The organism is Herbaspirillum sp. C9C3, assembly GCF_013359625.1.
GTDB lineage: Bacteria > Pseudomonadota > Gammaproteobacteria > Burkholderiales > Burkholderiaceae_D > Herbaspirillum.
The window spans coordinates 149,415-175,142 of the sequence record NZ_JABFMQ010000006.1 but is presented as its reverse complement, the minus strand read 5'-3'; the positions used below and the strand labels follow the sequence as shown (position 1 = coordinate 175,142).

Here is a 25,728-nt window from a genome sequence, read left to right as displayed (position 1 = left end):
ACTCAGGCCACGGGTGTGCGCATGGTCACGAACTCCTCGGCCGAGGTCGGATGGATGCCGATGGTGCTGTCGAACTGCGCCTTGGTAGCGCCGCATTGCAGGGCTACCGCAAAGCCCTGGATCACTTCGCCGGCATCGCTGCCGACCATGTGGACGCCGAGTACCCGGTCGGTCCTGGAATCGACCACAAGCTTCATGAAGGTGCGTTCGGTATTGCGCGAGAGGGTGTTCTTGAGCGGCTTGAAGTCCGTTCTGAAGATTTTTACTTCACCATGCTCGCGACGCGCCTGTTCTTCGGTCAGTCCCACGGTGCCCACATTGGGATGACTGAAGACTGCTGTCGGAATGTTGCGATAGGACATGACCCGTTCGCCCTTGCCGAACAGACGCGCCACCACCACCATCGCCTCGGCCAGGGCGACCGGCGTCAGGGCCACGCGATCGATCACGTCGCCCACGGCCAGGATCGAGGCGACGCTGCTCTCGAATTGCTCATTGACCACCACGGCGCCGTTGTCCTTGAGCGTGACACCGGCCTTCTCCAGCCCCAGCCCGCGCGTATTGGGCGTGCGTCCGGTGGCAAAGAGCACGCACTCGGCGGCCAGGGTCTCGCCGTTGGTCAGGCGCACCTGCTTGACGCTGTCCTCACCCGCATGGGGTGCTTCGATGGCGGCGATGCTGGCATCGAAGACCAGGCGGATACCCTTCTTGGCCATTTCATCGGCCAGGTGGATACCCAGGTCCGCATCCATGTTGCGCAGCAGGCGTTCGCGGCGATAGACCAGCGTGACCTCGGTGCCCAGACCATTCAGGATGGATGCCAGCTCCACTGCGATATAGCCACCGCCCAGCACCACCGCGCGTTTCGGCAGGCCCTTGAGGTGGAAGAAATCATCTGAGGTGATGCCCAGCTCGCTGCCCGGGATCTGCGGCTTCTCGGGATGGCCGCCGGTGGCCACCAGGATGTGGCGGGCAGTGAAGCGCTTGCCCTCGACGCTGACGGTGTGCGCATCCTCCACCGTGGCAAAGCCGCGATGCAGGCTCACATTGGCACCGTCGAGCAGGCGCTGGTAGATATCGTTGAGATGGGCGATCTCGCGATCCTTGTTGGCAATCAGGGCCGACCAGTCGAAGGTGGGCTGGCCGTGCAAGGTCCAGCCGTAACCGGCGGCATCGGCGAAATCCTCGTGGAAATGGGCGCTGTAGGACATCAGCTTCTTGGGAATGCAGCCGACGTTGACGCAGGTGCCGCCCAGATCGCCCTTCTCGGCCAGGCCCACGCGGGCCCCGGCCTGACCGGCGAAGCGCGCCGCGCGCACGCCGCCGGAACCGCCGCCGATGGTGAAGAGGTCGTAATCGTATTGGCTCATGGTTTCTCCAGAGAGTGGCCGCAGCCCCCTGGCTACGCCCATTGTTGGTCTTTGCGTCTTTGCGTTATGCGGGCGGAAGCGCGCTTTGCAAGCCTGCACGGCGCCGGCCATCGAGCGCCCGCATCACCAGCAGCACCGGCGCCAGTCCCACCAGCACGATGGACAAGGCGGGCAGCGCCGCCTCGCCCAGACGCTCGTCGCGCGCCAGGTTGTGCGCGATCACGGCCAGGGTATCGGTATCGAAGGGCCGCAACAGCAAGGTGGCCGGCAATTCCTTGACCACATCGACGAACACCATCAGCGCCGCCACCGCCAGCGAGCGCCACAGCAACGGCATGTGCAGGCGCCAGGCAATCACCGCGCGCGAACTGCCCAGCGTGCGCGCGGCTTCGTCGAGACTGGCCGGAATGCGCGTGTAGCCGGACTCCACCGACTGCACCGCAACCGCCGTGAAGCGTACCAGATACGCGTAGATCACGCCCAGCGAGCTGGCCGTGAGCAGCACACCCAGGCCCGCCGTCGGCCACAGTGCCTGCAACCAGGCCACCGGCAGCAGGATGCCGACCGCGATGACCGAGCCGGGAATGGCATAGCCCATCCCCGCCAGCCGAGCGGTCAGCCGCAGCACCAGCCCCTGCAGGCGCGGCAGGTGCGCGCCGCGCAGCGCGAAGCACAGGCCCAGCGCCAGCACGATGGCCGCCAGCGCCGCCATGCCGCCGAAGCGGAAACTGTTCCACACCCAGCCGGCATAGCGGGCCAGGTCGAAGGTAGGCATGGCGGCGTCGCCGCTGCTCCACTGCCCGGCCCACAATTGCAGGAGGATCGCCACCGGCAGCACGAACCCCAGCAGCACCGGCAAACCGCATACCGCCCAGGCCGCCAGCGTCTGCGCAGGGGACAATGGCGGCAGGCGCGCCTCGGCGCCTTCGGTGCCGCGTGCGCCGCGCGTGGCCGCAAAGCGCATGCGGCCCTGCTCGCGCCGCTCCAGCCACAGCAAGACCGACACGAAAAGCAGCAGCAGCGAAGCGTACTGGGCGGCGGCGATGCGGTCATCCAATACCACCCAGGCCTTGTAGATGCCGGTGGTGAAGGTGGTCAGGCCGAAGTAGGCCGAGACCCCGTAATCGGCCAGCGTCTCCATCAGCGCCAGCGCCGCCCCGGCCGCCAGTGCCGGACGCGCCAGCGGCAAGGCCACGCGACGGATGCGTTCGGACAGGGGCGTACCCAGCATGCGCGCGGCCTCCATCAGGTGCATGCCGCGCTCGGAGAGCGCATTGCGCGCCAGCAGGTAGGCATAGGGGTAGAGCGTGAAGACGAACATGCACACCGCCCCCGGCAAGCCGCGCACGTCCATGCGCCAGCCCGGGAACCAGCCGCGCAGCGTGCTCTGCACCGCGCCCGCGTATTGCAGGAAATCGGTATAGGCGTAAGCCGACACGTAGGCCGGCATGGCCATCGGCAAGAGCAAGGCCCAGGACAGCGCCTGCCGTCCGCGAAACTCGAACAGACTCACCGTCACCGCAGCCGCCCCACCGACGATGACCACCCCCAGCGGCACCATCAGCGCCAGCCAGCCTGAGGTGGCCAGGTAGCCGGGCAGCACGGTCTGCATCTGCTGGCGCAGATTGTCGATGCCGGCCGCATCCAGACCGAACCAGGCAGCGAGGATGCCGAAGAGCGGCAAGGCGATCAGGACAGCGAGCAAACCGATGATGTGCATAGCGAAAAGCAGCCAGAAGAAAGAATTGCCAGGAGAAGTCTGCGGTCCATGCGCTACACTGCGCACTCCGAGACAAACGCGAATTGTAACCATTTCATCGAGCCTGCCCATGTTTCTGGAAGTCAAACACGTCAGCATCCGTTATCCCCGCACTGCCCACCCTGCCGTCGAGGCCGTCTCGCTGCGCCTGCAGCCGGGCGAGCTGGGCGCGCTGATTGGCCCCTCCGGCAGCGGCAAGACCAGCCTGTTGCGCGCCGTAGCCGGGCTGGAAGCGGCGCAGTCGGGCCGCATCCGGCTCGATGGGCAGTTGCTGGAAGGCGATGGCGTACGCGTGCCGGCCGAGGCGCGGCGCATCGGGATGGTGTTCCAGGATTTCGCGCTGTTCCCGCATCTGGACGTGGCGGCCAACATCGGCTTTGGTTTGCGCGGCATGGCGCGTGCGCAGCGTGACCAGATCGTGGCGCAGATGCTGGCCCTGGTGGGCCTGCCCGAGGCCGGCCGCAAGTTCCCGCACCAGCTCTCCGGTGGCCAGCAGCAACGCATCGCGCTGGCACGCGCACTGGCCCCGCAACCGCGCCTGCTGTTGCTGGACGAACCGTTTTCCAGCCTGGACGTGGAACTGCGCGAGCGCCTGGCCCAAGACGTGCGCGACATCCTCAAACGCACCGGCACCACGGCCTTGATGGTCACGCACGACCAGATGGAAGCCTTTGCGGTGGCCGATGTGGTGGGCGTGATGCGGCAGGGCCGGCTGGAGCAATGGGATACGCCGTACGCCCTGTATCACCGCCCGGCCACCCGCTTTGCGGCCGATTTCATCGGGCATGGGGTCTTGCTGCGGGGGGAAGTGCAGCCTGCGGCGGGCACCGGGCCCCAGACAGACATCGAGGTCCGCACGGCAGCGGGACTATTGCGCGGCCTGGTGCCGGAGGGTGCCGTCAATGCAGAGGGAACGCAGGTCGATGTGCTGCTGCGCGCTGACGATGTGATGCACGACGACGCCTCGCCATTGCAGGCACGCGTAGTACGCAAGTCATTCCGGGGGGCGGAATTTCTCTACACCCTGGCACTGGAGAACGGCCAGCAACTGCTTTCACTGGTGCCCTCGCATCACGATCATGCGGTCGGCGAATGGATAGGGATCAGGCTGGAGGTGACGCATTTGGTGACGTTTCCCAGCATGGAATCGTCATTGGCGGCGGCGCCCTCCGCAACAGCGGAGGCCACCCCCGTAGCCGCAGACAGTACCGCCTGATCCACCCCGGCGGCCCTCCCCAGGGCATCCACCACCAGCCAGTCAAGCGCACGCCGCATCAGCCGCGCGCCTTCGACAGCACCACCAGCCAGCGGCGCAACAACAGGATTTCAACATGGCCAGGCTCGATGCCCGCGCTGCACTCGATCACCGGATTGACCCGGTAACGGCGCACGTAGGTATCACGGCAGATGAAGATTTCGCGGCGACCCAGGCGGATGGCCAGCGAAGACGGGGTGGACGATGCAACAGCGAAGCGAGCGTCGGAAGCAAGATCAAAGTGGGTCATGGCAGCGATTCCTCTTCTTGTCGATAGGAGGCTTCACTTTAGCACAGTACTGTATGAATACACAGTATTTTTTATACAGTACTGGTCGCGTCATGGCGAGCATACAACAGCCCCGCTGCCCTGCTCCGTACAGCCTGCCGCAATGTGGCGCTCAGGCCACACCCGCTGCCAGCCGGGCACGGACGAAGCCGATGTGCTCACGCAACACGTAGAACTGGTCGGCAAAGGCCAGCGGCATCTTCATGCGATTGACCGCCGTCTCGATCTCGTCGAGCCGCCTGAGCATCTCCGCCTGTTCCTCGGGCGACTCCCGCGACACGCCGCGCTCCAGCGCAATGAGCTCGCCATACCAGCGATAGATGCGCGAGCGCACACGCCAGCCATACAGCATCGGCACCAGGCGCACTCCCGGAATCAACAGCAGGATCACCGGCAGCACGATCACCACCGCACGGTCCACCAGGCTGGCCAGCCAGAACGGCAAGGTGCGATAAAAGAAAGTCTTGCCGGACTTGTAGTAGCGCGCGGCATCATCGCTGATCGGATATTCATGCTCCAGCGGTGCCGGGAATTCCCCCGCCTTCTGCAGCACGTTAGCCTTGCCGTGAACCTCGCGCGCAGCCGCGATGAGCAGGTCCGAGAGCGCCGGATGCAGATCCTCCCGCGCTACCAGTTCGGCCGTGGGCGCAATGAGCTGCGTATCCCGCGCCGGCAGGTTGCGCGCCAGGTCGAACACGCCCATGGGTATCTTCAAAGTATTGAGATAACGGAAACGCCGCACATAGGCATCGGCCTGCGAGAAATCCAGCAGCCGGATACCCGGCGCACGCAAGAGCTTGCCCATGGTTGCCACCGACACCGAATCGCCCATCAGGAAAGCCGCATCGATCTTGCCGCTGGTCAGCGCCTGGGCCGCCTCATCACCGCCGATGTTCAAGAGCTGCGTACCGCCGCCGGGCTCCACGCCATTGGCCTTGAGCAGCGTCGCCGCCAGCACGCTGGAACCACTGCCCTGCCCGCCAATGGCGATGCGCTTGCCGGCCAGCTCCGACAACTGGCGCAACAGCGGCGCCGGACGACCATCCTCGCGCGGCGGCGGCGCGCGGTAATACACCGATACCGGCACATAGGAAATGCTGCCCAGCGATACCAGCGGCGCCAGCGATTCAGCGGGCACCGCGCCGGCCAGGCCACCCTGCACGAACCCCACATCGACATTCTGGTCCGGATCGGCCAGGCGCTTGAGGTTGTCCAGCGACCCGCCCGTCTCAATGATGTCCAGGCGGATGCCATCGCGCGCCAGCAAGGCCTTGTAGCGCTCGGCCACGCGCCAGAAATTGCTGTCCTTGGGACCGGCGGCAATGGTGATGGAAGAGGGCGGCGCAGGCCGGATCAACCAGATCACCAGCCATGCGCCCACCAGGATCAGCAGGATGATGGGACCGAAGCTGACGGCCAGATCGCGCCAGGAGATGGCCACGAAGCGCGCCCGGATCCGGGTCGCCGAGGGCGCATAGGCGGAGAGTTTCTTGTCTTTGAGCATGCGCGCTATTCTAGCCGCGCCGCCTGGATTTGGCCGCTCCGCCTTGTAACCCGATGTGAATCAATAGGTCTTGTAGGGCAGGAACTTGCCCGACAGCATCACATTGACGCGATCGCCATTGGGATCGGCCTGGCGCTGGATATCCATCTTGAAATCGATGGCACTCATGATGCCGTCGCCAAACTCCTCGTGGATCAGCTCCTTGATGGTGCTGCCATAGACATTGACGATCTCGTACCAGCGATAGATCAGCGGATCGGTCGGCACCGAAGTCGGCAGCGAACCCTTGTAGGGCACGATCTGCAACCACAGGGTCTCTTCATCAGTGAGCTCGAACATCTCCTGCGCCACGGCCGCCTGCTTGGCCGTCAAGGTCATCTGGCCCAGCATGGCAGCGGTGGTCCACTCCTTGCTCTGGCCGATGCGCTCGGCGATCTGGGCCCAGGTCAACTTCTTGCTGACCTTGGCAGTGACGATCTTCTGGGTAACCTGGTTGCGGTCCATGCTCTCTCTCCTTGTGGTGGACGAAAAATGAAAGTCGACGACACGTTGTAGTCCGCGCCATCGATTCTGACGAAACGGTGCTGCACAATGACGATATAAACGGACGAAATGGCAGCTCTGCCTGCCCTCCCCTTCAGGCGGCCGCCTGCTCCAGTCCCGGCATCACGATGCGGGTCGGCAGGCGCGCTGCACCGCCCGCCTGCGCCGCCTGGATCTGGCGCGAGCGATGCACCAGGAAATCGACCAGGTGATTGCGGATGCGATAGAACTGAGGATCGTGGTGCATGCCTTCGCGCGTACGATTCTTGGGCAGCGTATTGATGACCACCTCGGCGATGCAGGCCTGCGGGCCGTTGGACATGAGGAAGATCTTGTCGGCCAGCAGGATGGCTTCATCCACGTCATGGGTAATCATGAAGACGGTCTGGTGCGTGGCTGCGCAGATCTTGAGCAACTCGTCCTGCACCACGCCACGGGTCAAGGCATCGAGCGCGCCGAAGGGCTCATCCATCAGCAGCATCTTGGGCTCGATGGAAAAGGCACGCGCAATGCCCACGCGCTGCTTCATGCCGCCCGAGAGTTCGGAGGGCTTCTTGTGCTCAGCACCCTTCAGCCCCACCATCTCGATGAAGCGGCGCGCATGCTCCTCGGCCTGCTCGCGCGACCAGTCCGGCCAGCGCGAACGTACCGCGAACACCACGTTGCCCAGCACGCTGAACCAGGGCATGAGCGCGTGACTCTGGAACACTACACCCCGGTCCAGGCTCGGTCCCTTGACCTCGCGCCGGTCCATGATGACCACACCCTCGCTGGCCGCCTCCAGCCCGGCCAGCACATTGAGGATGGTGGTCTTGCCGCAACCCGAATGCCCGATCACGCAGACGAACTCGCCACGGTCGATGCCGAAGGACACCTGCTCGAATACCGGCGGCGCACCCGCCACATAGCGCTTGGCCAGGCCCTGCACGCTCAGGAAATTGTGGTCCATGCTGCTGCTCCCTTCATTCGACATAGGTCACCCACTTCTGCAGCCGCGCGAAGATCAGGTCCAGCACCATGCCGGTCACGCCGATGACGAGGATGGCGAAGATCACGCTGGTCAGCGAGAGGTTGTTCCATTCGTTCCAGACGAAGTAGCCGATACCGGTACCGCCTACCAGCATCTCGGCGGCCACGATCACCAGCCAGGCGATGCCCATGGAGATGCGCATGCCGGTCAGGATGGTCGGTGCCGCCGCCGGCAGGATCACCAGGAAGGCACGCCGCAACGGATTCACCTCCAGGGTCTTGGCCACGTTCAACCAGTCGCGCCGCACCGAGGCCACACCGAAGGCCGTGTTCATCAGCATCGGCCACACCGAGCAGATGAAGATCACGAACACGCCCGACACCGAGGAATCCTTGATGGTGTAGAGCGCCAGCGGCATCCAGGCCAGCGGCGAGATCGGTTTCAAGATCTGGATGAAGGGATCGAGTGCACGCCGCATCAGCGGCGACATCCCCAGCAGGAAGCCCAGCGGCACCGCCACCACCGCCGCAATCGCAAACCCCAGTGCGACCCGCCCCAGCGAGTAGGCCAGCTGGATGCCGATGCCCTTGTCGTTGGGACCGTTGTCGTAGAAGGGATTGGCCAATTCCTTGCGCATCGTCTCGCCCATCTGCGCAAGTCCCGGGAAGCCGTCGCGCTTGGGGGCAGCGCTGCTCTTGCCCATCAGTTTGGCGTACTCATCCTGGGCGGCGCTGGCGGTACTTTCCCTGGGCAAGGTGGCCAGGTGCCACACCATCAGCAGCACCGCCAGCAACAGCACGGAAATGAGCGCGGCACGCCAGCCGAGATGCTGCGTGGGCATCATGCGCTCCTCTTGATGGCGAAGCTGTTCACGTAGGCATCGGCCTTGCTGGCGTCGAACTCCTTGCCCATGATGGCGTATTTGCGATAAGCCCCTTCCGGTACGGGCTGACCCAGTTCCTTCATGTGCTTCTTGGCCTCGGTCAACAGCAGCACCTTCTCGGTAATGGCCTTGTAGTTGACGTCGCCCTTGATGTAGCCCCAGCGCTTCATCTGGGTCAGGATCCACACGCCCATCGAATCCCACGGTACCGGGTCGAAGTCAGCCCGGCCCGGCACGTTCCTGACATTGCCCAGACCATCGGCGAAGCGACCGGTGAGCACCTGCTCCACGACCGTCTCCGGCTGGTTCAGGTAAGCCTGCGGCGAAATCACCTTGGCCACCAGCGAACGGTTGGAGGGATCACGCGCCATCGCGGCCGCCGTCAGCACGGCACGGAACAGCGCGGCAAAGGTATTGGGATTGTGCTGGATGAATTCCTCGGATGCCCCGAAGGCGCAGCAGGGGTGACCGTCCCAGATCTCATTGGAAAGGATGTGAATGAAACCGACCTCGTCATACACCGCACGCTGATTGAACGGGTCCGGACCAAGGAAGCCATCGATGTTGCCCGCCCGCAGATTGGCCACCATCTCCGGCGGCGGCGTGACGCGAATCTGCACGTCGCGATCCGGGTCGAGACCGTACTCGGCCAGGTAGTAGCGCAAGAGGAAATTGTGCATCGAGTACTCGAAGGGCACGGCAAACTTGAACCCCTTCCATTGTTTGGGATCGCGCTTGTCCTTGTGCTTGGTGTGCAGCGTGATGGCCTGGCCATTGATGTTCTGGATGGTGGCCACGCGCATCTGCGTGGCATTGCTGCCCACGCCCATGGACATGGCCATCGGCATGGGCGAGAGGAAGTGCGAGGCGTCGTGCTCCTTGTTGATCATCTTGTCGCGGATCAGCGCCCAGCCGGCCGTCTTGTTGAGCGACACGTTCAGGCCCTGCTTGCGATAGAAGCCCAGCGGATCGGCCATGATGAGCGGCGCCGCACAGGTGATGGCGATGAAGCCGATCTTGAGGTCCTTCTTTTCCAGCGCGCCATTCTTTTCCTGCGCCATGGCCTGCAGCGAGCCCAGCGGCAAGACGCTGGCAATGGCGGCGCGCGCTGCATTCTTGCCGACGGCCCGCAGGAAGTCCCGCCGCTCGGCCACGCGCGGGAAGAGCGAACGCATCAGCGCTTCTTCCACCACGTCATTGGTCAGGGTTTCCACATCGCGGCCTCGCTGGAGGCGCTGCTGCTCGGCCAGCATATCGGCCTCGTGCTGCTGCTGGCTGCCGTGGCGGCCACAGGAACAGCCCTGCCCGGCGCGTTCGGCATCATAGGTGTGGAACAGATTGGTCTCTGGTGCGTCTGGCATGATTCCCCCGTTTGGTGAGTGTCAGGTTGCTGCTTTCACCTGCACTACCTGCAAAGGATTTGCCAGCCCGCTGCATTACGTCATGGACTCACGACATCTTGTAGTGCTGCCACTACAAGCAGCGTCGATCACCTCGTCAGAATGACGAAAACGCGCTGCAAAATGACGACACCAGGAGAGAAATGCTCAAACCGGCAGCAACTGGTGCCGCACCGCATACATGGCGATGCCCACATCATTGGAAGCGCCGGTCTTCTCCAGGATGCGGCTGCGATAGGTGCTCACCGTATTGGGGCTCAGCTCCAGCTGGTCGGCGATTTCCTTGACGCTGCGCCCGGCGGCGATCAGCTGGAAGACCTGGTATTCGCGGTGCGACAGGCTCTCATGCGCGGCCCGCTGCGGGGCCGTGGCGCGCTGGGCCAGGCCCGATGCCAGCGTCTCGGCCATCTGCGCGCTCACGTAAAGGCCACCGCCAGCGGCCTTGCGGATGGCTTCCACCAGTTGTTCGGGATCGGTGCTCTTGTTGAGATAGCCGGCTGCGCCCAGCTTGTAGCAGCGGGCCGCGTATTGTTTCTCGGGATAGGTCGACAGCATCAGCACCGGCAGGCGCGGCATCTCCTGCTTGATCTGGCGCAGCACGTCCAGCCCGTCCTGCTGGGGAATGGCGATGTCCAGCAGCACCAGGTCGATCGCTTCGACCCGCGCACTGTGCAGCACCTCCGGTCCGCTGGCGCATTCGGCAGCGACCACGATATCGGGGGTATCCGCCAGGATCTGCTTCAAGCCCTCGCGCACGATGCGATGATCGTCGCACAGCAGGATGCGGATGTTGTCGCCGGGCTTGCTCATGGCACCGCCCGGCTGGCGTGATGGGGCAGACGCAGGCAGACCAGCGTCCCCGGCCTGCCGTGCTCTGGTGCAAAACGCGCACCAGCAATGCTCAGTGCGCCACCGAAGTGCAAGGCGCGCTCGCGCATGCCCATCACGCCATAGGAGGTGGCGGCTTCTTGGGCGGCGTGCGGGGTGCCGATGCCATCGTCTTCCACCTCCATGCGCAGTTCTGCTGCGCTCAAGTGGACCGCAATGCGCACCTGCGTGGCCTGCGCGTGGCGCGCCACGTTGGAGAGCATTTCCTGGAAGATGCGAAATGCCGCCGTGGCCTTGGCGCCATCCGGCATGAAGGCTTCCGGCGCGATATCGAACTCGACCTCGCAGGGCAATTCGGTGGCTTCGGAGAATTCCTGCACCTGCCATTCCAGCGCGGCCATCAGGCCCTGGTGATCGAGGATACTGGGGCGCAGGTCGGTGATGATGCGTCCGACGTTGTCCACGGCAGTTTCGATCAGGCGGCTCATGGCCTCGCACTTGCGCGCCACCGGATCGAGATGGCTGACGCGCTTGGCCATCCAGTTCACGTCCAGTTTCAGGGCCACCAGAAGGCTGCCCAGTTCGTCGTGGATCTCGCGGGCAATCCGGGTGCGCTCGTCCTCGCGTACCGAGTGCGCATGCGCCGACAATTGCCGCACCTGACGCAGCGCCGCCGACAGCTCGCGGGTACGCTCGGCCACGCGCACCTCCAGTTCGGCCTTGGCGCGCTGCAACTGTTCCTCGGCCTGGCGTCGCTTGGAGATATCGCTGAAGGCGATCACGGCCCCGCGCACCTGGCCGGCATCGATGATCTGGTAGGAGGAATATTCGGTGGCAAAGCAGCTGCCATCGGCGCGCCAGAACACTTCCTGGTCGACCCGGCAGGACTGGCCCTTGCGGAAGGCCTTCAGGATCGGGCACTCGGCCTCGGGATAATGGCCACCGTGCTCATGGCTGTGATGCACCAGCTCGTGCATGTTGCGCCCCAGCACCTCGACCGGCGCATAGCCCAGCATGGCCGCACCGGCGCGGTTGATGAAGGTGCAGCGCCCCTCCAGGTCGATACCGTAGATGCCCTCGCCGGTGGAGTCCAGCAGCAGCGCCAGCTTGTCACGCAACAGGCCGCCCGGCGGGGACAGGGCCGCCGAGGCGAGAACGGGCAGGAAGGAATCGGCTTGCATGATCCTTCCCGCCCGCAAGAGCCATGCCAGAAATTCCCTGGCGCGGGGCAGCGCAGGACGCTTGCGGCTAGGGCATGTACTGGCCGCCGTTGACGTCGATGATCTGCCCGGTGACATAGCCCGACATCTGGTCCGACGCCAGGTAGAGGAAGGCACCGCTGCATTCGTCGGGCTCACCGATACGACCCATGGGGATGGTCTTGCGGAAGCCCTCCAGCTGTTCCGGCGTGGTGAAGCGTTCCTGGAACGGCGTCATGATCACGCCCGGCGCCACCGCATTGACGCGGATCTTGTCGGCCAGCAATTCCTTGGCCATGCCGCGCGTGATGGTGCTGACGAAGCCCTTGGAGGCCGCATAGATCAGGGCACCGGGGCCACCGCCATGGCGTGCCGCCACCGAGGTCACGTTGATGATGTTGCCGCCGCCCTGAGCGCGCATGACCGGAATGACCGCCCGCGTGAAGGCCACCACCGAACGGGCGTTGATGTTGATGATCTCGTCGAAGAGTTCATCGGTGACCATCTCCAGCGGTGCGCGCTTGACCAGCGCACCGGCGTTGTTGATGAGCACGTCGATGCGGCCCATCTGTTCCACGGCCTTGGTGACGGCGGCGTTGATGGCTGCCGTATCGCGCACATCCGCGCCGATGGTGACGGCCTTGCTGCCGGCGGCGCGCACTTCTGCGGCCACGGCCTCGGCCTCTTCCTTCGAACTGTTGTAGTGGACTACCACGTGCGCGCCACGTGCCGCGAAGGCGCGTGCGGCGGCCGCGCCGATACCGGTGCTCGCACCGCTGATGAAGACGACTTTACCTGCCAGATCCAGCATGCTGTTCTCCTGCAATCGATTGATAAAGGATAGATCCTGCCTGTCCGGCTTGTAGAACGGAGTTCATCAACAGGCGGCCCTGCGCGCCTTGCCGGTATCGCTTCTTGTGAGGGGCGCCGCAGGCGATGCTGCGGCTGTGCTGCCACGCCGCCGTTGTGGAATGCTGCGGGACCAGCCCGGCAGCAACGGCGACGCTTCCTGCGTTGGATAGTACGGATAGACTCAGTCGTGGACCGATTCGTTCTGGCTGCGTCCGGCGCTGCGATAAGCGTCGCGCACGCGCAGCAAATGGTTGCGCATGGCTTCGGAGGCCTGGTGCGGATTGCGTGCCTTCAGGGCGTCCAGGATGTCGCGATGGTCCTGCAGGCTGCGTTCCAGCGTGGAGGGGATGCGCGAGGTGATGGAGCGGCTCTTCTTGCCCAGCATGTAGAGACTGCCGGCGACGCTTTGCAGGAAGGGATTGTTGCAGGCCTCGATGATGGCCTCGTGGAATTCCACATCCGCTGCCGAGAAGGCGGCCGGGTCCGACAGCAGCCGTGCTTCATCCTCGACATTGCGCGCCAGGCGCGCCAGTTCGGCGTCATCGATGTGGGTGGCAGCCAGTGCGGCCACGCCGGTCTCGATGATGAGACGGGCGTCGAACAGGGCTTCCAGCGTACCGGGGTTGAGATCGATGATCATCTCCAGCGGCTCCAGCAGCTCGCGCGTTTCCAGCGAACTGACGAAGGTACCCTCGCCCTGGCGGATGCGCAGCAGGCCCAACAGCGCCAGCCCGCGAATGGCCTCGCGCACGGCGGGCCGGCCCACGCCCAGCATGGCCGCCAGCTCGCGCTCGGGCGGCAGTTGCTGGTCGGGCTTGAGCAGGCCGCTGCGGATCATGGTCAGCAGCCGCTGGGCTACCTGCTCGGAAATGGATTTCTGGACGATGGGGTCGAAGGACATGCTCTCTGGGGTCTCTGCCTGTTGGAATGTAGGGCTGCCGTCGCGGCATTGTCGGCCTGGCCCGCCGGCCCGGCGTGTGCGGGCGACAAAAGGTATGACCAATCGGGGGTGAGGATAGGTATGGGGGAGGATTGTGTCAAGCGGCGGGAAAATTGGTGCGGTGCGCAAGAAAACCCGGCATGGCTCGCCGTTTCCGAACAAGCGCATTGGCCTCCGGGCATCTGGTAGGCTACGCAGCACGTTGCGCCAAGCCATCCACTTCACCGCCGAGCACTCATGAACCTGCGTTTCGTCGAGGCCTTCCACTGGGCCGCCTCGCTCAAGAGCATCACCCGCGCCGCTGAAAAGCTCCACATCACGCAATCGACCATGTCCAGCCGCATCGCCTCGCTGGAAGAAGAGCTGGGCGTGGTCCTGCTGGACCGCCGCGAGAAACAGTTCCGCCTCACCGTGGCCGGCCAGCGCTTCCAGCGGCTGGCCGTGAAACTGCTCGACATGCAGCGCCAGATCCGCCAGGAACTCGGCGGCAACAGCGCCGGTCCGTTGCTGCTGCGCATCGGCAGCATCGAATCGGTGGTGCACAGCTGGCTGCCCGCCTGGCTGCAGGAAATCCGCAGCCGCTATCCCGATTTCGCGCTGGAACTCACCGTGGAAACCTCCCCAGTGCTGACCGAGCAGATCCGGCGCGGCGCCCAGGACCTGGTCTTTACCTCCACCGTGGGCAGCGACACGGCCGTGCGCTCGCGTCTGATGACGCCGATGGAAATGGTCTTCGTGGGCCACCGCGAACGCTTTGGTACGCGTTCCCACACGCTGGACGAACTGGCCGCGCACGACCTCATCACCTTCCAGCGCGGCTCGCAGCCGCACCAGGGATTGCTGCAGCTGTGCCAGGAATGGGGCGTGATCGAACCGCGCGTGCATGCCATCTCTTCCATCTCCGCCATGGTGCAGCTGGTCGAAGGCGGCTTCGGTGTGGCCACCCTGCCGCGCGCCTCGGTGCGCGAACTCACGCGCCGTCTTCCCTTGCGCATCTTGCGCTGCGAGGCCACGCTCCCGCCCTTGCAGATCCACGCCAGCTATCGCGAAGACCCCAGCTCCAGCTTGGCCGAACTGGTGCTCGATTCGGCATTGGATCATGCACGCCGCACCCCTGGCAAAGGCCGCGCCACCCAAAAATGAGCCACTGGCACGGAAATCGCTACAGTGAAATTTCCGTTGTCCTCATCGAAAAAATCGATAACAAAAGATATAAATTTTTTGTTGGACGCTGTCCCGGCACGCTCCTAACATCGGCTCCATTCCAAGAAGGAGACCGCCATGCCAGAGACTGCCACCGCCTCGCCCGCCGTACCGATTCATCCCGCCGCAGCGCCTGCGCTGTCGGCTTCCTCCAGCGCGCTCGATGTTCGGCTGGCCGCCCGCAGCGGCGTATTCACCGGCCACACCAGCGGCGTGGCCAGTGCGCACGTGCAGGTCAACCTGGCGATCCTGCCGGCGGCGCTGGCCGATGATTTTCTCGCCTTCTGCGAACGCAATCCCATTCCCTGTCCCTTGCTGGCGGTATCCAAGCCGGGCTCGCCCGCCCTGCCCGCGCTGGGCCTGGACCTGGACGTACGCAGCGACGTGCCGCGCTATCACCTGTGGCGCTACGGTGAACGCGTGGCCGAGGTGAACGACCTGCGCGCGGTGTGGCGCGACGACCTGGTGACCTTTGCGCTGGGCTGTTCCTTCTCCTTCGAGCATGCCCTGCTGGCCGCCGGCATCCCGCTGCGCCATGTGAGCGAGGGCCGCAACGTGGCCATGTACCGCACCAATATTCCGACGCAGCCGGTGGGCGTGTTCCAGGGACCGACAGTCGTCTCGATGCGGCCGCTCAAGGCCGCCGATGCCATCCGCGCCATCCAGATCACCGCGCGCACGCCGCAGGTGCATGGCGCACCGATCCACATCGGCGACCCGGCCCTGATCGGCATTGCCGATATCGGCCAGCCCGACTATGGCGAAGCGGTGGACATCCACGCCGATGAGCTGCCGGTGTTCTGGGCTTGCGGCGTCACGCCGCAAGCCGCCATCGTCGCCGCCCGGCCCGAATTCTGCATCACCCATGCACCTGGCTACATGCTGGTGACCGACAAGCTCAACAGCGAACTGCTGCTCGACGCGCAGGCCTAGCGCCTGCCGCCGCCCTACCGTTTTTTCATCGATGGCCGCATGCTTCTTGCACGCGACCAGCGATGCCGCACGTCAGTGATTTACATACATTCATTACGGGGATCATCATGTGGCTGCAAGAAACAACGACATCCGAGCGTCGCACGCTCACGGCGACCTTCACCGGTTATGCGGTGGATGGTTTTGATTACATGATCTACACCTTCCTCATCCCCACGCTGCTGGCAGCGTGGGGCATGAGCAAAGCCGAAGCGGGCTACATCGCCACCGGTGCCCTGCTGACCTCGGCCATCGGCGGCTGGGCGGCCGGGGTCCTGGCCGACCGCTATGGCCGGGTGCGTGTGCTGCAATGGACGGTGCTGTGGTTTGCGCTGTTCACCTTCCTCTCGGGCTTTACCACTTCCTTCGGCGAACTGTTCTTTACCCGTGCGATGCAAGGCTTCGGCATGGGCGGCGAATGGGCCGTGGGCTCGGTGCTGATTGCCGAGACCATCTCGGCGCGCCATCGCGGCAAGGCTTCTGGCCTGGTGCAGAGCAGCTGGGCGGTGGGCTGGGCGGCTTCGGCGCTGGCGTTCTGGGGCGTCTACGCAGTGCTGCCGCCGGAGACGGCTTGGAAAGTGCTGTTCTGGATCGGCGTGCTGCCGGCCCTGCTGACGCTCTACATCCGCCGCACCATCAGCGAACCCGCCGTGTTTCTGGCTACCCAGGCGCGACTGCGCGAGAGCGGCCAGCGTGGCAACTTCCTGCGCATCTTCCATCCTGACCTGCTGCGCACGACGCTGCTGGCGAGCCTGCTGGCCACCGGCATGCAGGGGGCGTATTACTCGGTGACCACCTGGCTGCCGACCTTCCTGAAGACCGAGCGCCATCTCTCGGTGCTGGGCACCAGTACCTACCTGCTGGTGCTGATCGGTGGGTCCTTCTGCGGCTACCTCACCTCGGCGTGGCTGTCCGACACCATCGGTCGCCGCCGCTGCTTCATGCTGTTTGCGACCATGGGGATCGTGCTGGTGCTGAGCTATACGCAGTTGATCATTACCGATGCGTGGATGCTGGCGCTGGGCTTTGTGCTGGGGTTTTTCCTGTCGGGGATTTTTTCGGGGATGGGAGCTTACCTGTCTGAACTGTTTCCCAGCGATGTGCGCGGTTCGGGACAAGGCTTCTGCTACAACTTCGGGCGTGCGGTCGGGGCGATCTGTCCGGCGCTGGTCGGGTATCTCAGCAACAGCCTGCCGCTAGGACAGACCATCGGGTGGATTGCGGCGGGGTGTTATGGGCTGGTGATCGTGGCTTGCCTGATCTTGCCGGAGACCCGGGGCAAGGAGCTGGAGGGGGTGGTGGCGGCGTCGTGATCTGAGAACAACGCAGGCGCGGAAGAGACTGACACTGTTTGGAAACAGGCGTAAATTATTTGCGCCAGAATTGAACGCTTTCCAAGATGGCTTTTGTCCAATTCCAGACATGCACGAACTGGACAGTGAACGACTCGTTATCTATCGGCGCGAACCAAGCCATGACTGATGGCAAAGTTTTCGATTCGCGTCGCCAGATTGCCTGCGTCTCCCCAGAACTTCTTGTCGAGTTGGTCCAGACGGCGCTGTAGTGCGTCGCTGTCGACCGCCACTTGTATTCTTCGCCTGATACCTGTTTCGCCGGGGACGTCCGCAAGTCCGAAAATCATCTTCTTTGCTTTTTCAAGCAACAGCAGACTGGTCGTGGCACCCATCGCTTTCAAGCCATCAACAGCATCAGAATACGTCGAGCCTGAACTGTTATAAAAATACTGATCGAAGCCACCGTTGTGGACTTCGCCAGATAGGCAATTAACCGCCCAATATTGTCGTTCCACATTGGACAAGCCCGCTATCCCCGCATCAGACTTGTAAACCTTGTTCACAAGCTCCAGCCAATAAAGTCGAAATGGATCCGTATCTTCAAGCTCACACAGTCTCTTCATCGCGACTTTCGCGGCTTCAATTTCCGCGCGCGTTCCCAACTTGCAGGGCATGCAAAGCCCGCCCGTTCGTGCCGCAGTGTCGGGCATGATCAAAGTCGAGCATGTAGAACATGGAATCTTCATTTCAGGATGCTGATTTAATGGACTAGGGCCTGTTCACATTAAATCTGCGAGTGATTTAATGTGAACAGGCCCTAGAACCCATTTCATAAATAGGCGTGAGATGCGTTCTAGAAAAGACATCGGCACAAGTGCGCATCTGGCCGAAAGTGGCCATCCATTTTCGGAGCAATGGCATTGGCTCGCAAGCTGTCACGAAAGGCAAGAACTGCTTCGTCCGCAACGCATCTTCATGTTGAACCAAACACTTGCAAATGTCATGCGGCATTGGCATCAGCAAACCACGAAGAATTCGGTTGATTGGCGAACTGAGCAAGCACGCTCAGTTCGCCCCGATAATGCAGATAAAGAGCAAGCAGTTCCTTAATACTCGGAGCGGATATCCTTTGGGAACAAAGGAGGATATGCAGTCCCCTACCATAAGGCCGATGAAGGCCGCCTCGGGCGCGCAGGCGCTGGCGGGTACGCTCAATGTGCGGCAGCCAATGGCGAGATCGCGCTGCTGGCGTTGGTGGTGGCAGCAGTGGTGGCGATGTTGTCGCCAGTGCGCCCAGCAAATTAAAAACGATATAAAACATTTACCAAACCATCACGCCGTCTGCCGCCCCCGCGCCGCTTTGGCAACGAAACCGCACACCGCCTCGGTCACCTGCACCGTAGTCGCCTTGCCGCCCAGGTCGCCAGTATGCAGCGCCGGATCGGCCGTGACCGCTTCAATGGCCTGCATCACCTGCGCCGCCGCGTCGTGCTCGCCCAGATGTTCCAGCAGCATCACCACCGACCAGAAGGTGCCGACCGGATTGGCCAACCCCTTGCCCATGATGTCGAAGGCAGACCCGTGGATGGGTTCGAACATGGACGGATAGCGGCGCTCCGGATCAATGTTGCCGGTGGGGGCAATGCCCAGGCTGCCCGCCAGCGCAGCGGCCAGGTCGGAAAGAATGTCGGCATGCAGGTTGGTGGCCACGATGGTGTCCAGCGTGGCGGGACGGTTGACCATGCGCGCCGTGGCGGCGTCGACCAGTTCCTTGTCCCACTTCACGTCCGGGAATTCCTTGGCAACCTGCACCGCGATCTCGTCCCACATCACCATCGCATGGCGCTGGGCATTGCTCTTGGTGACGACCGTCAACAACTTGCGCGGACGCGACTGCGCCAGCCTGAAAGCAAAGCGCATGATGCGCTCGACCCCGGCGCGGGTCATCATCGAGACATCGGTAGCCGCTTCAATGGGATGCCCCTGGTGCACGCGGCCACCGACGCCGGCATATTCCCCTTCGGAGTTCTCGCGCACGATGACCCAGTTCAGGTCTTCGGCGCGACAGCGCTTGAGCGGCGCGTCGATGCCCGGCAGGATGCGCGTGGGCCGTACGTTGGCGTACTGGTCGAAGCCCTGGCAGATCTTCAGGCGCAGGCCCCACAGGGTCACGTGGTCCGGAATGTGTGGATCCCCGGCCGAGCCGAACAGGATGGCGTCCTTGTCGCGCAGGGCATCGAGGCCATCGGCGGGCATCATCACGCCGTGCTGGCGATAGTAGTCGCCACCCCAGCCGAAGTCCTCGAAGTCGAAGGCGAGGTCGGCACGGGCGGCGGCCAGGGCTTGCAGCAAATGGCGGCCCGCAGGAATGACTTCCTTGCCGATGCCGTCGCCGGGGATGGTGGCGATGCGATAGGTCTTCATGTCTCCAGCCTTTCTTGATGAGATGCCGTGTGGGGTCTCGCAAAATGACGGCATGCGCCGCGTCTTTGCATGCAGGCTACTTTACCCATACTGAAAGGACAGGAACCGGTGCTAGACTTAAAGCATTCTTAACCTGTATTCAACAATCCGTTTCTGGTTTCCCTTGCGAGGTTTCATGCAGGACACCGTCCTTCCCGCCGACCTGCGTTTCTTTTCCGTGCTGGCCATGGCCGGCAGCCTCTCTGCGGCCGGGCGCGAGCTGGGGCTGACCACGGCGGCGGTCAGCAAGCACCTCACGCAGATGGAAGCGCGTGCCGGCGTGCCGCTGGTCAACCGCACCACGCGCCGCATGATGTTGACGCCCGAGGGCGAGCTCTATCTGGAACACGCGCGCCGCATCCTCGACCAGATCGATGAATTGTCCGAACTGCTGGGCAGTTCCAAGCGCCGCCCGGAAGGCCTGCTGCGGGTCAATGCCACGCTGGGCTTCGGACGCAGCCATGTGGCGCCGGCGATCTCCAAATTCGTCGCGCGCCATCCGCAGGTGTCGGTGCAGTTGCAGTTGTCGGTGATGCCGCCGCCGCTGACCGAGGACAGCTTCGATGTCTGCATCCGCTTCGGCGAGCCGCCCGATACCAGGGTGGTCGCGCGGCGGCTGGCGTCCAATGCGCGGTTGCTGTGTGCGTCGCCTGACTATCTCAGGCGCAGGGGCATGCCGCAGACGCCGCATGATCTCTCCAAACACAATTGCGTGGGCATCCGCCAGGGCGATGAGGCTTATGGGGTGTGGAAGCTGTCCACGGGCAGCGGTGTTTCGCGCAAGACGGAGACGGTCAAGATCCGCGGCAACCTCACCACCAATGATGGCGAGATCGCGGTGAAGTGGGCGCTGGACGGGCACGGCATCCTCATGCGCGCCGAGTGGGATATCCGCAGCTACCTGGAACAGGGGCGGCTGGTGCAGGTGCTGCCGGGATGGCAGACGCCCAATGCGGATATCTTTGCGGTGTATTCGCAGCGCCAGCAGCTGTCGACGCGGGTGCGCAGCTTTGTGGATTTCATTGCGCGTGAGCTGGCCGAACCTTCGCCCAAGCAGCGTATTACTGTACTTGGTGCACGCAGCACCGGCACGTCAAAGCAAAGAGGAAAAACCTGACGTAAGCGCGCCGAAGAAGGAATCAAGCAGCAGAGCCAGCTGCATGTGATCCAGGTAGTCAGTCAAGCGGTTCACGCTCATACCGGTCTCGCCTCCGCGAGCACCTGCGCCCGGAACTTCGGCGGCAGATCGCCAGGCGTCAACAGATCGACATGCAGGCCCAGCAAAGCTTCCAGCTCATCCTGCAGGCCGCCCAGATCGAACAGCGTGGCACCCGGCAGCGCGTCGACCAGCAGATCGATGTCGCTGCCCTCGCGGTCGGTGCCGTGCAGTACCGAACCGAACACGCGCGGATTGGCCGTGCGGAAGCGGCTTACCGCTTCGCGCACCGCGCTTCGCTTCATGTCAAGCACAACAGACGGCCGCATCGGGAATCCTTTCTTTTCAGAACTCGTTGAGATGATATGCAAGGAAGAATAGTGTCTCAAGCACTATTTCTGCATACGAAATACGCTGCCGAGAAGGCCCCGCTGTTGCGCCGGCTGGATTGTCCGTCTTCCATCCGCCCCCATGCCCGCGTTAAGATAGCCGCCAACCCCGTCCACCCGCCCAGCCACATCCTTCATGACGTCCAGCCAAGCGCCCGCCGATCTCGCCAGCCGCCGTACCGGCAAGCTGACCGATACCGTCTACGCCAGCCTGCGCGAAGATATCTACGCCTTCCGCCTGCTGCCCGGCGATCGCTTTGCCGAGAACGACGTGGCCGAGCGTCTCCAGGTATCGCGCACCCCCGTGCGCGAAGCGCTCATGCGCCTGCAAAGCGAAGGCCTGGTACGCGGCCACTTCCGCAATGGCTGGGAAGTGGTACCGATCGACCTGGCGCGCTTTGCCTCCCTCTATGAACTGCGCGAGATGCTGGAACTGCACGCCGTGCGCAAGCTCTGTTCGCCGCGTATGGCCGCCTCGGTGCGCCAGCAACTGGTGGCCGAACAGGGCGCGATCTGGCAATGCGCCCCCAGCGACCGCCTGGCCGACGGTCTGGCCGTGGCGGCCCTGGATGAAGCCTTCCATTGCGCGCTGGTGCAGGCGGCCGGCAATCCCGAGGCCGATACGGTCTACCGCCAGCTGGCCAACCAGCTGCGCATCATGCGACGCCTGGACTTTGCCTACGGCGACTGCATCGCCGATACCTACGCCGAGCATCGCGCCATCCTCGAGGCCATCGCCCGCGGCGACGGCGACGATGCCAGCAGGCTGGTCGCCCGTCATATCGAAGACAGCCATACCGTGGTCGAACGCATCACCATCACCCGCCTGGAACAGGTGCGCGCCGCATCGGTGCAGGCTGCACCGGCACGTGGCACGCTGGCGGCACCAGCACCCACCCGGCGCAAGCGCTTTGGCTGAAAAAGTGAAGGTTTGTGCGTCATCTGCGGGTCGCAGACCGATTTTTCTCCCCCTGAAGAAGATTTGAACCATTTTCCCCGGTGCCGGATTTGCCCTCAGGCAAATGGCACGAAAGCTGCTTTTGTGAATACGGAATTTATGAATACATAAATTCGGCGAGCGCTACCCTGCCGGATCCGGCAAGGCTGGCCATCTCACTCTGGCTTTCTGTACAGGAGAAACGCATGACCACCCTCACCCAAACCGCCCCCGCGAGCACGCAGGGCTTGCTGCGCAACCGCTGGTTCCAGTTGTTGATCGGCCTGATCTGCATGATGGCCATCTCCAGTCCGCAATACGTGTGGACCTTGTTCACCAAGCCGCTCACGGCCAAGCTGGGCGTGCCGCTGTCGGAACTGCAGATCACCTTCTCCATGCTGATCGTGCTGCAAACCTTCTTCTCGCCCTTCCAGGGCAAGCTCATCGATCGCTTCGGCGCGCGTCGCCTGATCGCCATCGGCACCTTCATGTCGGGCCTGTCCTGGGTCCTGGCGGCGCAAGTCTCGAGCATCGGCATGTTCTATCTGGCCTATGGTCTGGTCGGCGGACTGGGAACGGGCATCGTCTATGTCGGCGTGGTCGGGCAGATGGTGCGCTGGTTCCCGGACCGCCGCGGCTTTGCCGTGGGTATGGTGGCGGCCGGCTACGGCATGGGCGCCATCCTGACCACCTTCCCGATTGCCGCCTCGCTGGCCAGCGCCGGTCTGGAAACCACGCTCTGGCAGTTCGGCCTGGTGTTTGCCGTCATTGGCGTGCTGGCGTCGCAGGCCCTGCGCTCGCCCGATGCCAGCCATGCCGCTGCCATGCCGGCCCCGGCCATTGCCGCCAGCAAGCTCGACCTGGCGCCGCGCCAGATGTTGCGTACGCCCCTGTTCTGGCTGATGTTCGTGATGATGACCATGATGTCGACCTCGGGACTGATGGTGACCTCGCAGATGGCCACCTTCGCACGTGACTTCGGTGTGGCCAACGTAATGGTGTTCGGGCTGGCCGCGCTGCCGCTGGCGCTGACCATCGACCGCCTCACCAATGGACTCACGCGGCCCTTCTTCGGCTGGATCTCGGACCGCTATGGCCGCGAGAACACGATGTTCTTCGCCTTCGCACTGGAAGGCGTGGCCATGGCGCTGTGGCTGGCCACGCGCGACAATGCGGTGCTGTTCGTGCTGCTGTCTGGCATCGTCTTCTTCGGCTGGGGCGAGATCTTTTCCCTGTTCCCCTCGACCCTGACCGACACCTTCGGCACCCGCCACGCCACCGCCAACTATGGCTGGCTCTACATCTCGCAGGGTATCGGCTCGATCTTCGGCGGTCCGCTGGCCGCCATGATGCACGAGAAGACCGGCAGCTGGCATCCGGTCTTCGGCACCGCCATCACGCTCGACATCCTCACTGCCTGCCTGGCGCTGCTGGTGCTCAAACCCTGGCGCGCACGCTACCTGGCCAAGGCGGCTCAGTAAACCTCGGCTCCCGCACCACGTTCTCTTTTCTCCTTTCCCCGATGCCGGCCTTGCGCCGGCATCGTCGTTTTTGCAGCGCCCTCACCGCCATGCAGCATGGCCCCGGGCTGATGGCGTGCTTGTGCCGTATACTTGCAAACGTGTTGCAAAGCTGTTGCAAGCCTTTGCAAGCCTCCTGCAACTCCCCGCAGTTCAGCGGGTCTGACCCACCCGCGCCTCATCACAAGATCATCACCCGCTGCCTCATGGAAATCGTCTTCACCGTCTTGATCCTGCTGCTCGCCGTCGCCGTCTCGGGCGTAGTGGCACGCCTGGCGCCCTTCAAGCTGCCGCTGCCGCTGTTCCAGATTGCCCTGGGCGCGGTGCTGGCCATGCCCATGTTCGGCCTGCGCATCAGTTTCGATCCGGAACTGTTCCTGCTGCTGTTCATCCCTCCGCTGCTCTTTACCGATGGCTGGCGCATGCCCAAGCGCGAGTTCTTCCGCCTGGCCCGCCCGATTCTGGCGCTGGCGCTGGGTCTGGTGATGTTTACGGTGGTCGGGGTCGGTTACTTCATCCACTGGATGATCCCGGTCATCTCGCTGCCCTCGGCCTTTGCACTGGCTGCCGTGCTCTCGCCGACCGACGCGGTGGCGGTCTCCTCCATCGTCGGCAAGGGCCGTCTGCCGGCCTCGATGCAGCATGTGCTGGAGGGCGAGGCACTGATGAACGATGCGTCCGGTCTGGTGGCCTTCAAGTTTGCGATTGCCGCCGTCATCACCGGGACCTTCTCCCTGCTCGATGCCAGCATCTCCTTTGTGCTGATCGCCGCCGGCGGCATTGCGGTCGGGCTCATCGTGGCCTGGGGCTTCGGGCTGATCCGCCGCAAGATCATCGAATGGGCCGGTGACGAGCCGGGCATCCAGGTGGTGCTGCTGTTGCTCATTCCCTTCACGGCCTACATCTTTGCCGAACACTTCGGGCTGTCGGGCATTCTGGCTGCGGTGGCTGCGGGCATGCTCATGCCCTATCTGGAAACGGCCGGTGGCGAATCGGCGGCGACCCGGCTGCAGGGACGCAGCATCATGACCATGCTGGAATTCGTCTTCAACGGCATGTCCTTCCTGCTGCTGGGTCTGCAACTGCCGGGCATCGTCGGCCTGGCCCACGTGGATGCGCAGATGGCGGGCAATGTGCCGGTGTGGCACCTGTTCCTCTACATCCTGGCCATCACGGTGGCGCTCATCGTGCTGCGCTTCGTCTGGGTCTGGATCAACCTGCGCATGCGCCGTTTCGCCTCGGCCCTGCGCGGCCAGAGCGGGCGCAATCGCAAGTTCGACCTGCGACTCATCAGCATCACGGCGCTCTCCGGGGTGCGCGGGGCGATCACGCTGGCCGGTGTGATGTCGATTCCGCTGCTGCTGAAGGAACATACGCCCTTCCCGGCGCGCGACCTGCTGATCTTCCTGGCCACCGGCGTGATCCTGTGCTCGCTGCTGTTCGGCAGCTTCCTGCTACCCTGGATGTTGAAGGACCTGCAGCTCGACGCCGAGGTCAAGCGCCGTCGCGCCGAGGAAATGATGGCGCGCCTGCGCCTGTCGGAGGCGGCCGTGCGCACCATCGAGGAGGCGCAGGAACGCATCGGCGTCAATCTCGATGAATCGGACCTGGCCCTGTTGATGGAAGTCAGCGGCAGCCTGCTGGCGACCTATCGCATGCGCATGAATGCGGAGAGCGATTCCGAAGAAACCCAGCGCGCCGCCAACCGCTTCAAGCAGTTCGAGCGTGAACTGCGACTGGAGGCGATCCGCGCCGAGCGGCTGGAAGTGCACTACCTGCGCGCTGAACAGCGCATCAATGACGAGACCTTCCTGATGCTGATCAACCAGATCGACATGGCCGAGACCTGGCTGCTGGGCTCGTTGAACGGACCGGGGCAGCAGCACTGACTTGTCGCGCGCAGTACCAACGACAAAGCCCGCAACACCCTGTCATCGGGCGTTGCGGGCTTTGTTGAATCCAGGTTAAGAATCCGGAATCAGCCAGTTCAGCTGGCCGACA

Annotated in this window: 24 protein-coding genes; 8 read left to right on the top strand and 16 right to left on the bottom strand. The window is 63.7% G+C overall.

Annotated features, from left to right (window positions below; genetic code table 11):
* Window positions 1-2 precede the first annotated feature (2 nt).
* Together gorA and HNO82_RS08510 are read right to left on the bottom strand one after the other, a co-directional pair.
* Window positions 3-1,370 carry a glutathione-disulfide reductase gene (gene gorA / locus HNO82_RS08515; protein ID WP_175343385.1) on the bottom strand — a complete coding sequence of 456 codons (1,368 nt, stop codon included), beginning with the start codon at window positions 1,368-1,370 and terminating at the stop codon, window positions 3-5.
* 64 nt (window positions 1,371-1,434) lie between these two features.
* Entirely contained in the window at window positions 1,435-3,090 is a 1,656-nt protein-coding gene (locus HNO82_RS08510) for an ABC transporter permease (protein ID WP_175343384.1), read from the bottom strand.
* A gap of 109 nt (window positions 3,091-3,199) precedes the next feature.
* On the opposite strand from HNO82_RS08510, the gene HNO82_RS08505 reads away from it, so the two are divergent.
* A complete protein-coding gene (locus tag HNO82_RS08505; RefSeq protein WP_175343383.1) occupies window positions 3,200-4,345 on the top strand; it encodes an ABC transporter ATP-binding protein in 1,146 nt (381 codons plus the stop codon).
* 58 nt (window positions 4,346-4,403) lie between these two features.
* Here HNO82_RS08505 and HNO82_RS08500 read toward each other — a convergent pair whose 3' ends face one another.
* The 10 genes from HNO82_RS08500 to HNO82_RS08455 form a co-directional block, all read right to left on the bottom strand.
* Complete coding sequence (locus HNO82_RS08500; protein ID WP_008330905.1) at window positions 4,404-4,634, bottom strand: hypothetical protein; 231 nt, start codon at window positions 4,632-4,634, stop codon at window positions 4,404-4,406.
* Window positions 4,635-4,785: 151 nt separating this feature from the next.
* A complete protein-coding gene (locus HNO82_RS08495) occupies window positions 4,786-6,177 on the bottom strand; it encodes a TAXI family TRAP transporter solute-binding subunit (RefSeq protein WP_175343382.1) in 1,392 nt (463 codons plus the stop codon).
* A gap of 60 nt (window positions 6,178-6,237) precedes the next feature.
* Window positions 6,238-6,681 carry a cyanase gene (cynS, locus tag HNO82_RS08490; protein ID WP_008330908.1) on the bottom strand — a complete coding sequence of 148 codons (444 nt, stop codon included), beginning with the start codon at window positions 6,679-6,681 and terminating at the stop codon, window positions 6,238-6,240.
* A 133-nt stretch (window positions 6,682-6,814) separates the two neighbouring features.
* Complete coding sequence (locus HNO82_RS08485) at window positions 6,815-7,669, bottom strand: ABC transporter ATP-binding protein (protein WP_175343381.1); 855 nt, start codon at window positions 7,667-7,669, stop codon at window positions 6,815-6,817.
* A 13-nt stretch (window positions 7,670-7,682) separates the two neighbouring features.
* Window positions 7,683-8,534, bottom strand: a complete 852-nt coding sequence (gene ntrB, locus HNO82_RS08480; RefSeq protein ID WP_034350789.1) for a nitrate ABC transporter permease — start codon at window positions 8,532-8,534, stop codon at window positions 7,683-7,685.
* Entirely contained in the window at window positions 8,531-9,934 is a 1,404-nt protein-coding gene (locus tag HNO82_RS08475) for a CmpA/NrtA family ABC transporter substrate-binding protein (protein ID WP_175343380.1), read from the bottom strand. The genes ntrB and HNO82_RS08475 overlap by 4 nt, the downstream gene beginning before the upstream one ends.
* 186 nt (window positions 9,935-10,120) lie before the next feature.
* Window positions 10,121-10,783, bottom strand: coding sequence for a response regulator (locus HNO82_RS08470; RefSeq protein ID WP_175343379.1), 663 nt, complete (start codon window positions 10,781-10,783; stop codon window positions 10,121-10,123).
* Window positions 10,780-11,982, bottom strand: coding sequence for a sensor histidine kinase (locus HNO82_RS08465; RefSeq protein ID WP_175343378.1), 1,203 nt, complete (start codon window positions 11,980-11,982; stop codon window positions 10,780-10,782). The genes HNO82_RS08470 and HNO82_RS08465 overlap by 4 nt, the downstream gene beginning before the upstream one ends.
* Before the next feature lie 67 nt (window positions 11,983-12,049).
* Window positions 12,050-12,811: an SDR family NAD(P)-dependent oxidoreductase gene (locus tag HNO82_RS08460; RefSeq protein ID WP_175343377.1), complete on the bottom strand. Its 762-nt coding sequence runs from the start codon at window positions 12,809-12,811 to the stop codon at window positions 12,050-12,052.
* Between the two features lie 222 nt (window positions 12,812-13,033).
* A complete protein-coding gene (locus tag HNO82_RS08455; RefSeq protein ID WP_034329812.1) occupies window positions 13,034-13,753 on the bottom strand; it encodes a FadR/GntR family transcriptional regulator in 720 nt (239 codons plus the stop codon).
* Window positions 13,754-14,029: 276 nt separating this feature from the next.
* On the opposite strand from HNO82_RS08455, the gene HNO82_RS08450 reads away from it, so the two are divergent.
* The 3 genes from HNO82_RS08450 to HNO82_RS08440 all read left to right on the top strand — a co-directional run bounded on the left by HNO82_RS08450 (window position 14,030) and on the right by HNO82_RS08440 (window position 17,280).
* Complete coding sequence (locus HNO82_RS08450) at window positions 14,030-14,935, top strand: LysR family transcriptional regulator (protein ID WP_175343376.1); 906 nt, start codon at window positions 14,030-14,032, stop codon at window positions 14,933-14,935.
* A gap of 138 nt (window positions 14,936-15,073) precedes the next feature.
* Complete coding sequence (locus tag HNO82_RS08445; RefSeq protein ID WP_175343375.1) at window positions 15,074-15,928, top strand: putative hydro-lyase; 855 nt, start codon at window positions 15,074-15,076, stop codon at window positions 15,926-15,928.
* Between the two features lie 107 nt (window positions 15,929-16,035).
* The gene (locus HNO82_RS08440; protein ID WP_175343374.1) at window positions 16,036-17,280 is read left to right on the top strand and encodes an MFS transporter; all 1,245 of its coding nucleotides are present in this window, start codon (window positions 16,036-16,038) and stop codon (window positions 17,278-17,280) included.
* Between the two features lie 137 nt (window positions 17,281-17,417).
* Here HNO82_RS08440 and HNO82_RS08435 read toward each other — a convergent pair whose 3' ends face one another.
* From HNO82_RS08435 to HNO82_RS08425, 3 genes are all read right to left on the bottom strand, one after another.
* Complete coding sequence (locus HNO82_RS08435; RefSeq protein WP_175343373.1) at window positions 17,418-17,972, bottom strand: DMP19 family protein; 555 nt, start codon at window positions 17,970-17,972, stop codon at window positions 17,418-17,420.
* Window positions 17,973-18,262: 290 nt separating this feature from the next.
* The gene (locus HNO82_RS08430) at window positions 18,263-18,583 is read right to left on the bottom strand and encodes a hypothetical protein (RefSeq protein WP_175343372.1); all 321 of its coding nucleotides are present in this window, start codon (window positions 18,581-18,583) and stop codon (window positions 18,263-18,265) included.
* 11 nt (window positions 18,584-18,594) lie between these two features.
* On the bottom strand, window positions 18,595-19,686 hold the full coding sequence (locus HNO82_RS08425) for a tartrate dehydrogenase (protein WP_175343371.1): 1,092 nt from the start codon (window positions 19,684-19,686) through the stop codon (window positions 18,595-18,597).
* 175 nt (window positions 19,687-19,861) lie between these two features.
* Between HNO82_RS08425 and HNO82_RS08420 the strand changes: the two genes are divergently transcribed.
* The gene (locus tag HNO82_RS08420; RefSeq protein ID WP_175343370.1) at window positions 19,862-20,842 is read left to right on the top strand and encodes a LysR family transcriptional regulator; all 981 of its coding nucleotides are present in this window, start codon (window positions 19,862-19,864) and stop codon (window positions 20,840-20,842) included.
* A 77-nt stretch (window positions 20,843-20,919) separates the two neighbouring features.
* Here HNO82_RS08420 and HNO82_RS08415 read toward each other — a convergent pair whose 3' ends face one another.
* Entirely contained in the window at window positions 20,920-21,210 is a 291-nt protein-coding gene (locus tag HNO82_RS08415; protein ID WP_121045125.1) for a nucleotidyltransferase family protein, read from the bottom strand.
* 196 nt (window positions 21,211-21,406) lie between these two features.
* Here HNO82_RS08415 and HNO82_RS08410 point away from each other — a divergent pair, with 196 nt between their 5' ends.
* The 3 genes from HNO82_RS08410 (at window position 21,407) to HNO82_RS08400 (ending at window position 25,616) form a co-directional block, all read left to right on the top strand.
* Window positions 21,407-22,189 (top strand): GntR family transcriptional regulator, encoded by a 783-nt coding sequence (locus HNO82_RS08410; RefSeq protein ID WP_175343369.1) that lies wholly within the window; start codon window positions 21,407-21,409, stop codon window positions 22,187-22,189.
* Between the two features lie 224 nt (window positions 22,190-22,413).
* On the top strand, window positions 22,414-23,688 hold the full coding sequence (gene oxlT, locus HNO82_RS08405; protein WP_008330943.1) for an oxalate/formate MFS antiporter: 1,275 nt from the start codon (window positions 22,414-22,416) through the stop codon (window positions 23,686-23,688).
* A gap of 245 nt (window positions 23,689-23,933) precedes the next feature.
* Window positions 23,934-25,616: a Na+/H+ antiporter gene (locus tag HNO82_RS08400; protein WP_175343368.1), complete on the top strand. Its 1,683-nt coding sequence runs from the start codon at window positions 23,934-23,936 to the stop codon at window positions 25,614-25,616.
* The last annotated feature ends 112 nt before the right edge of the window (window positions 25,617-25,728 follow it).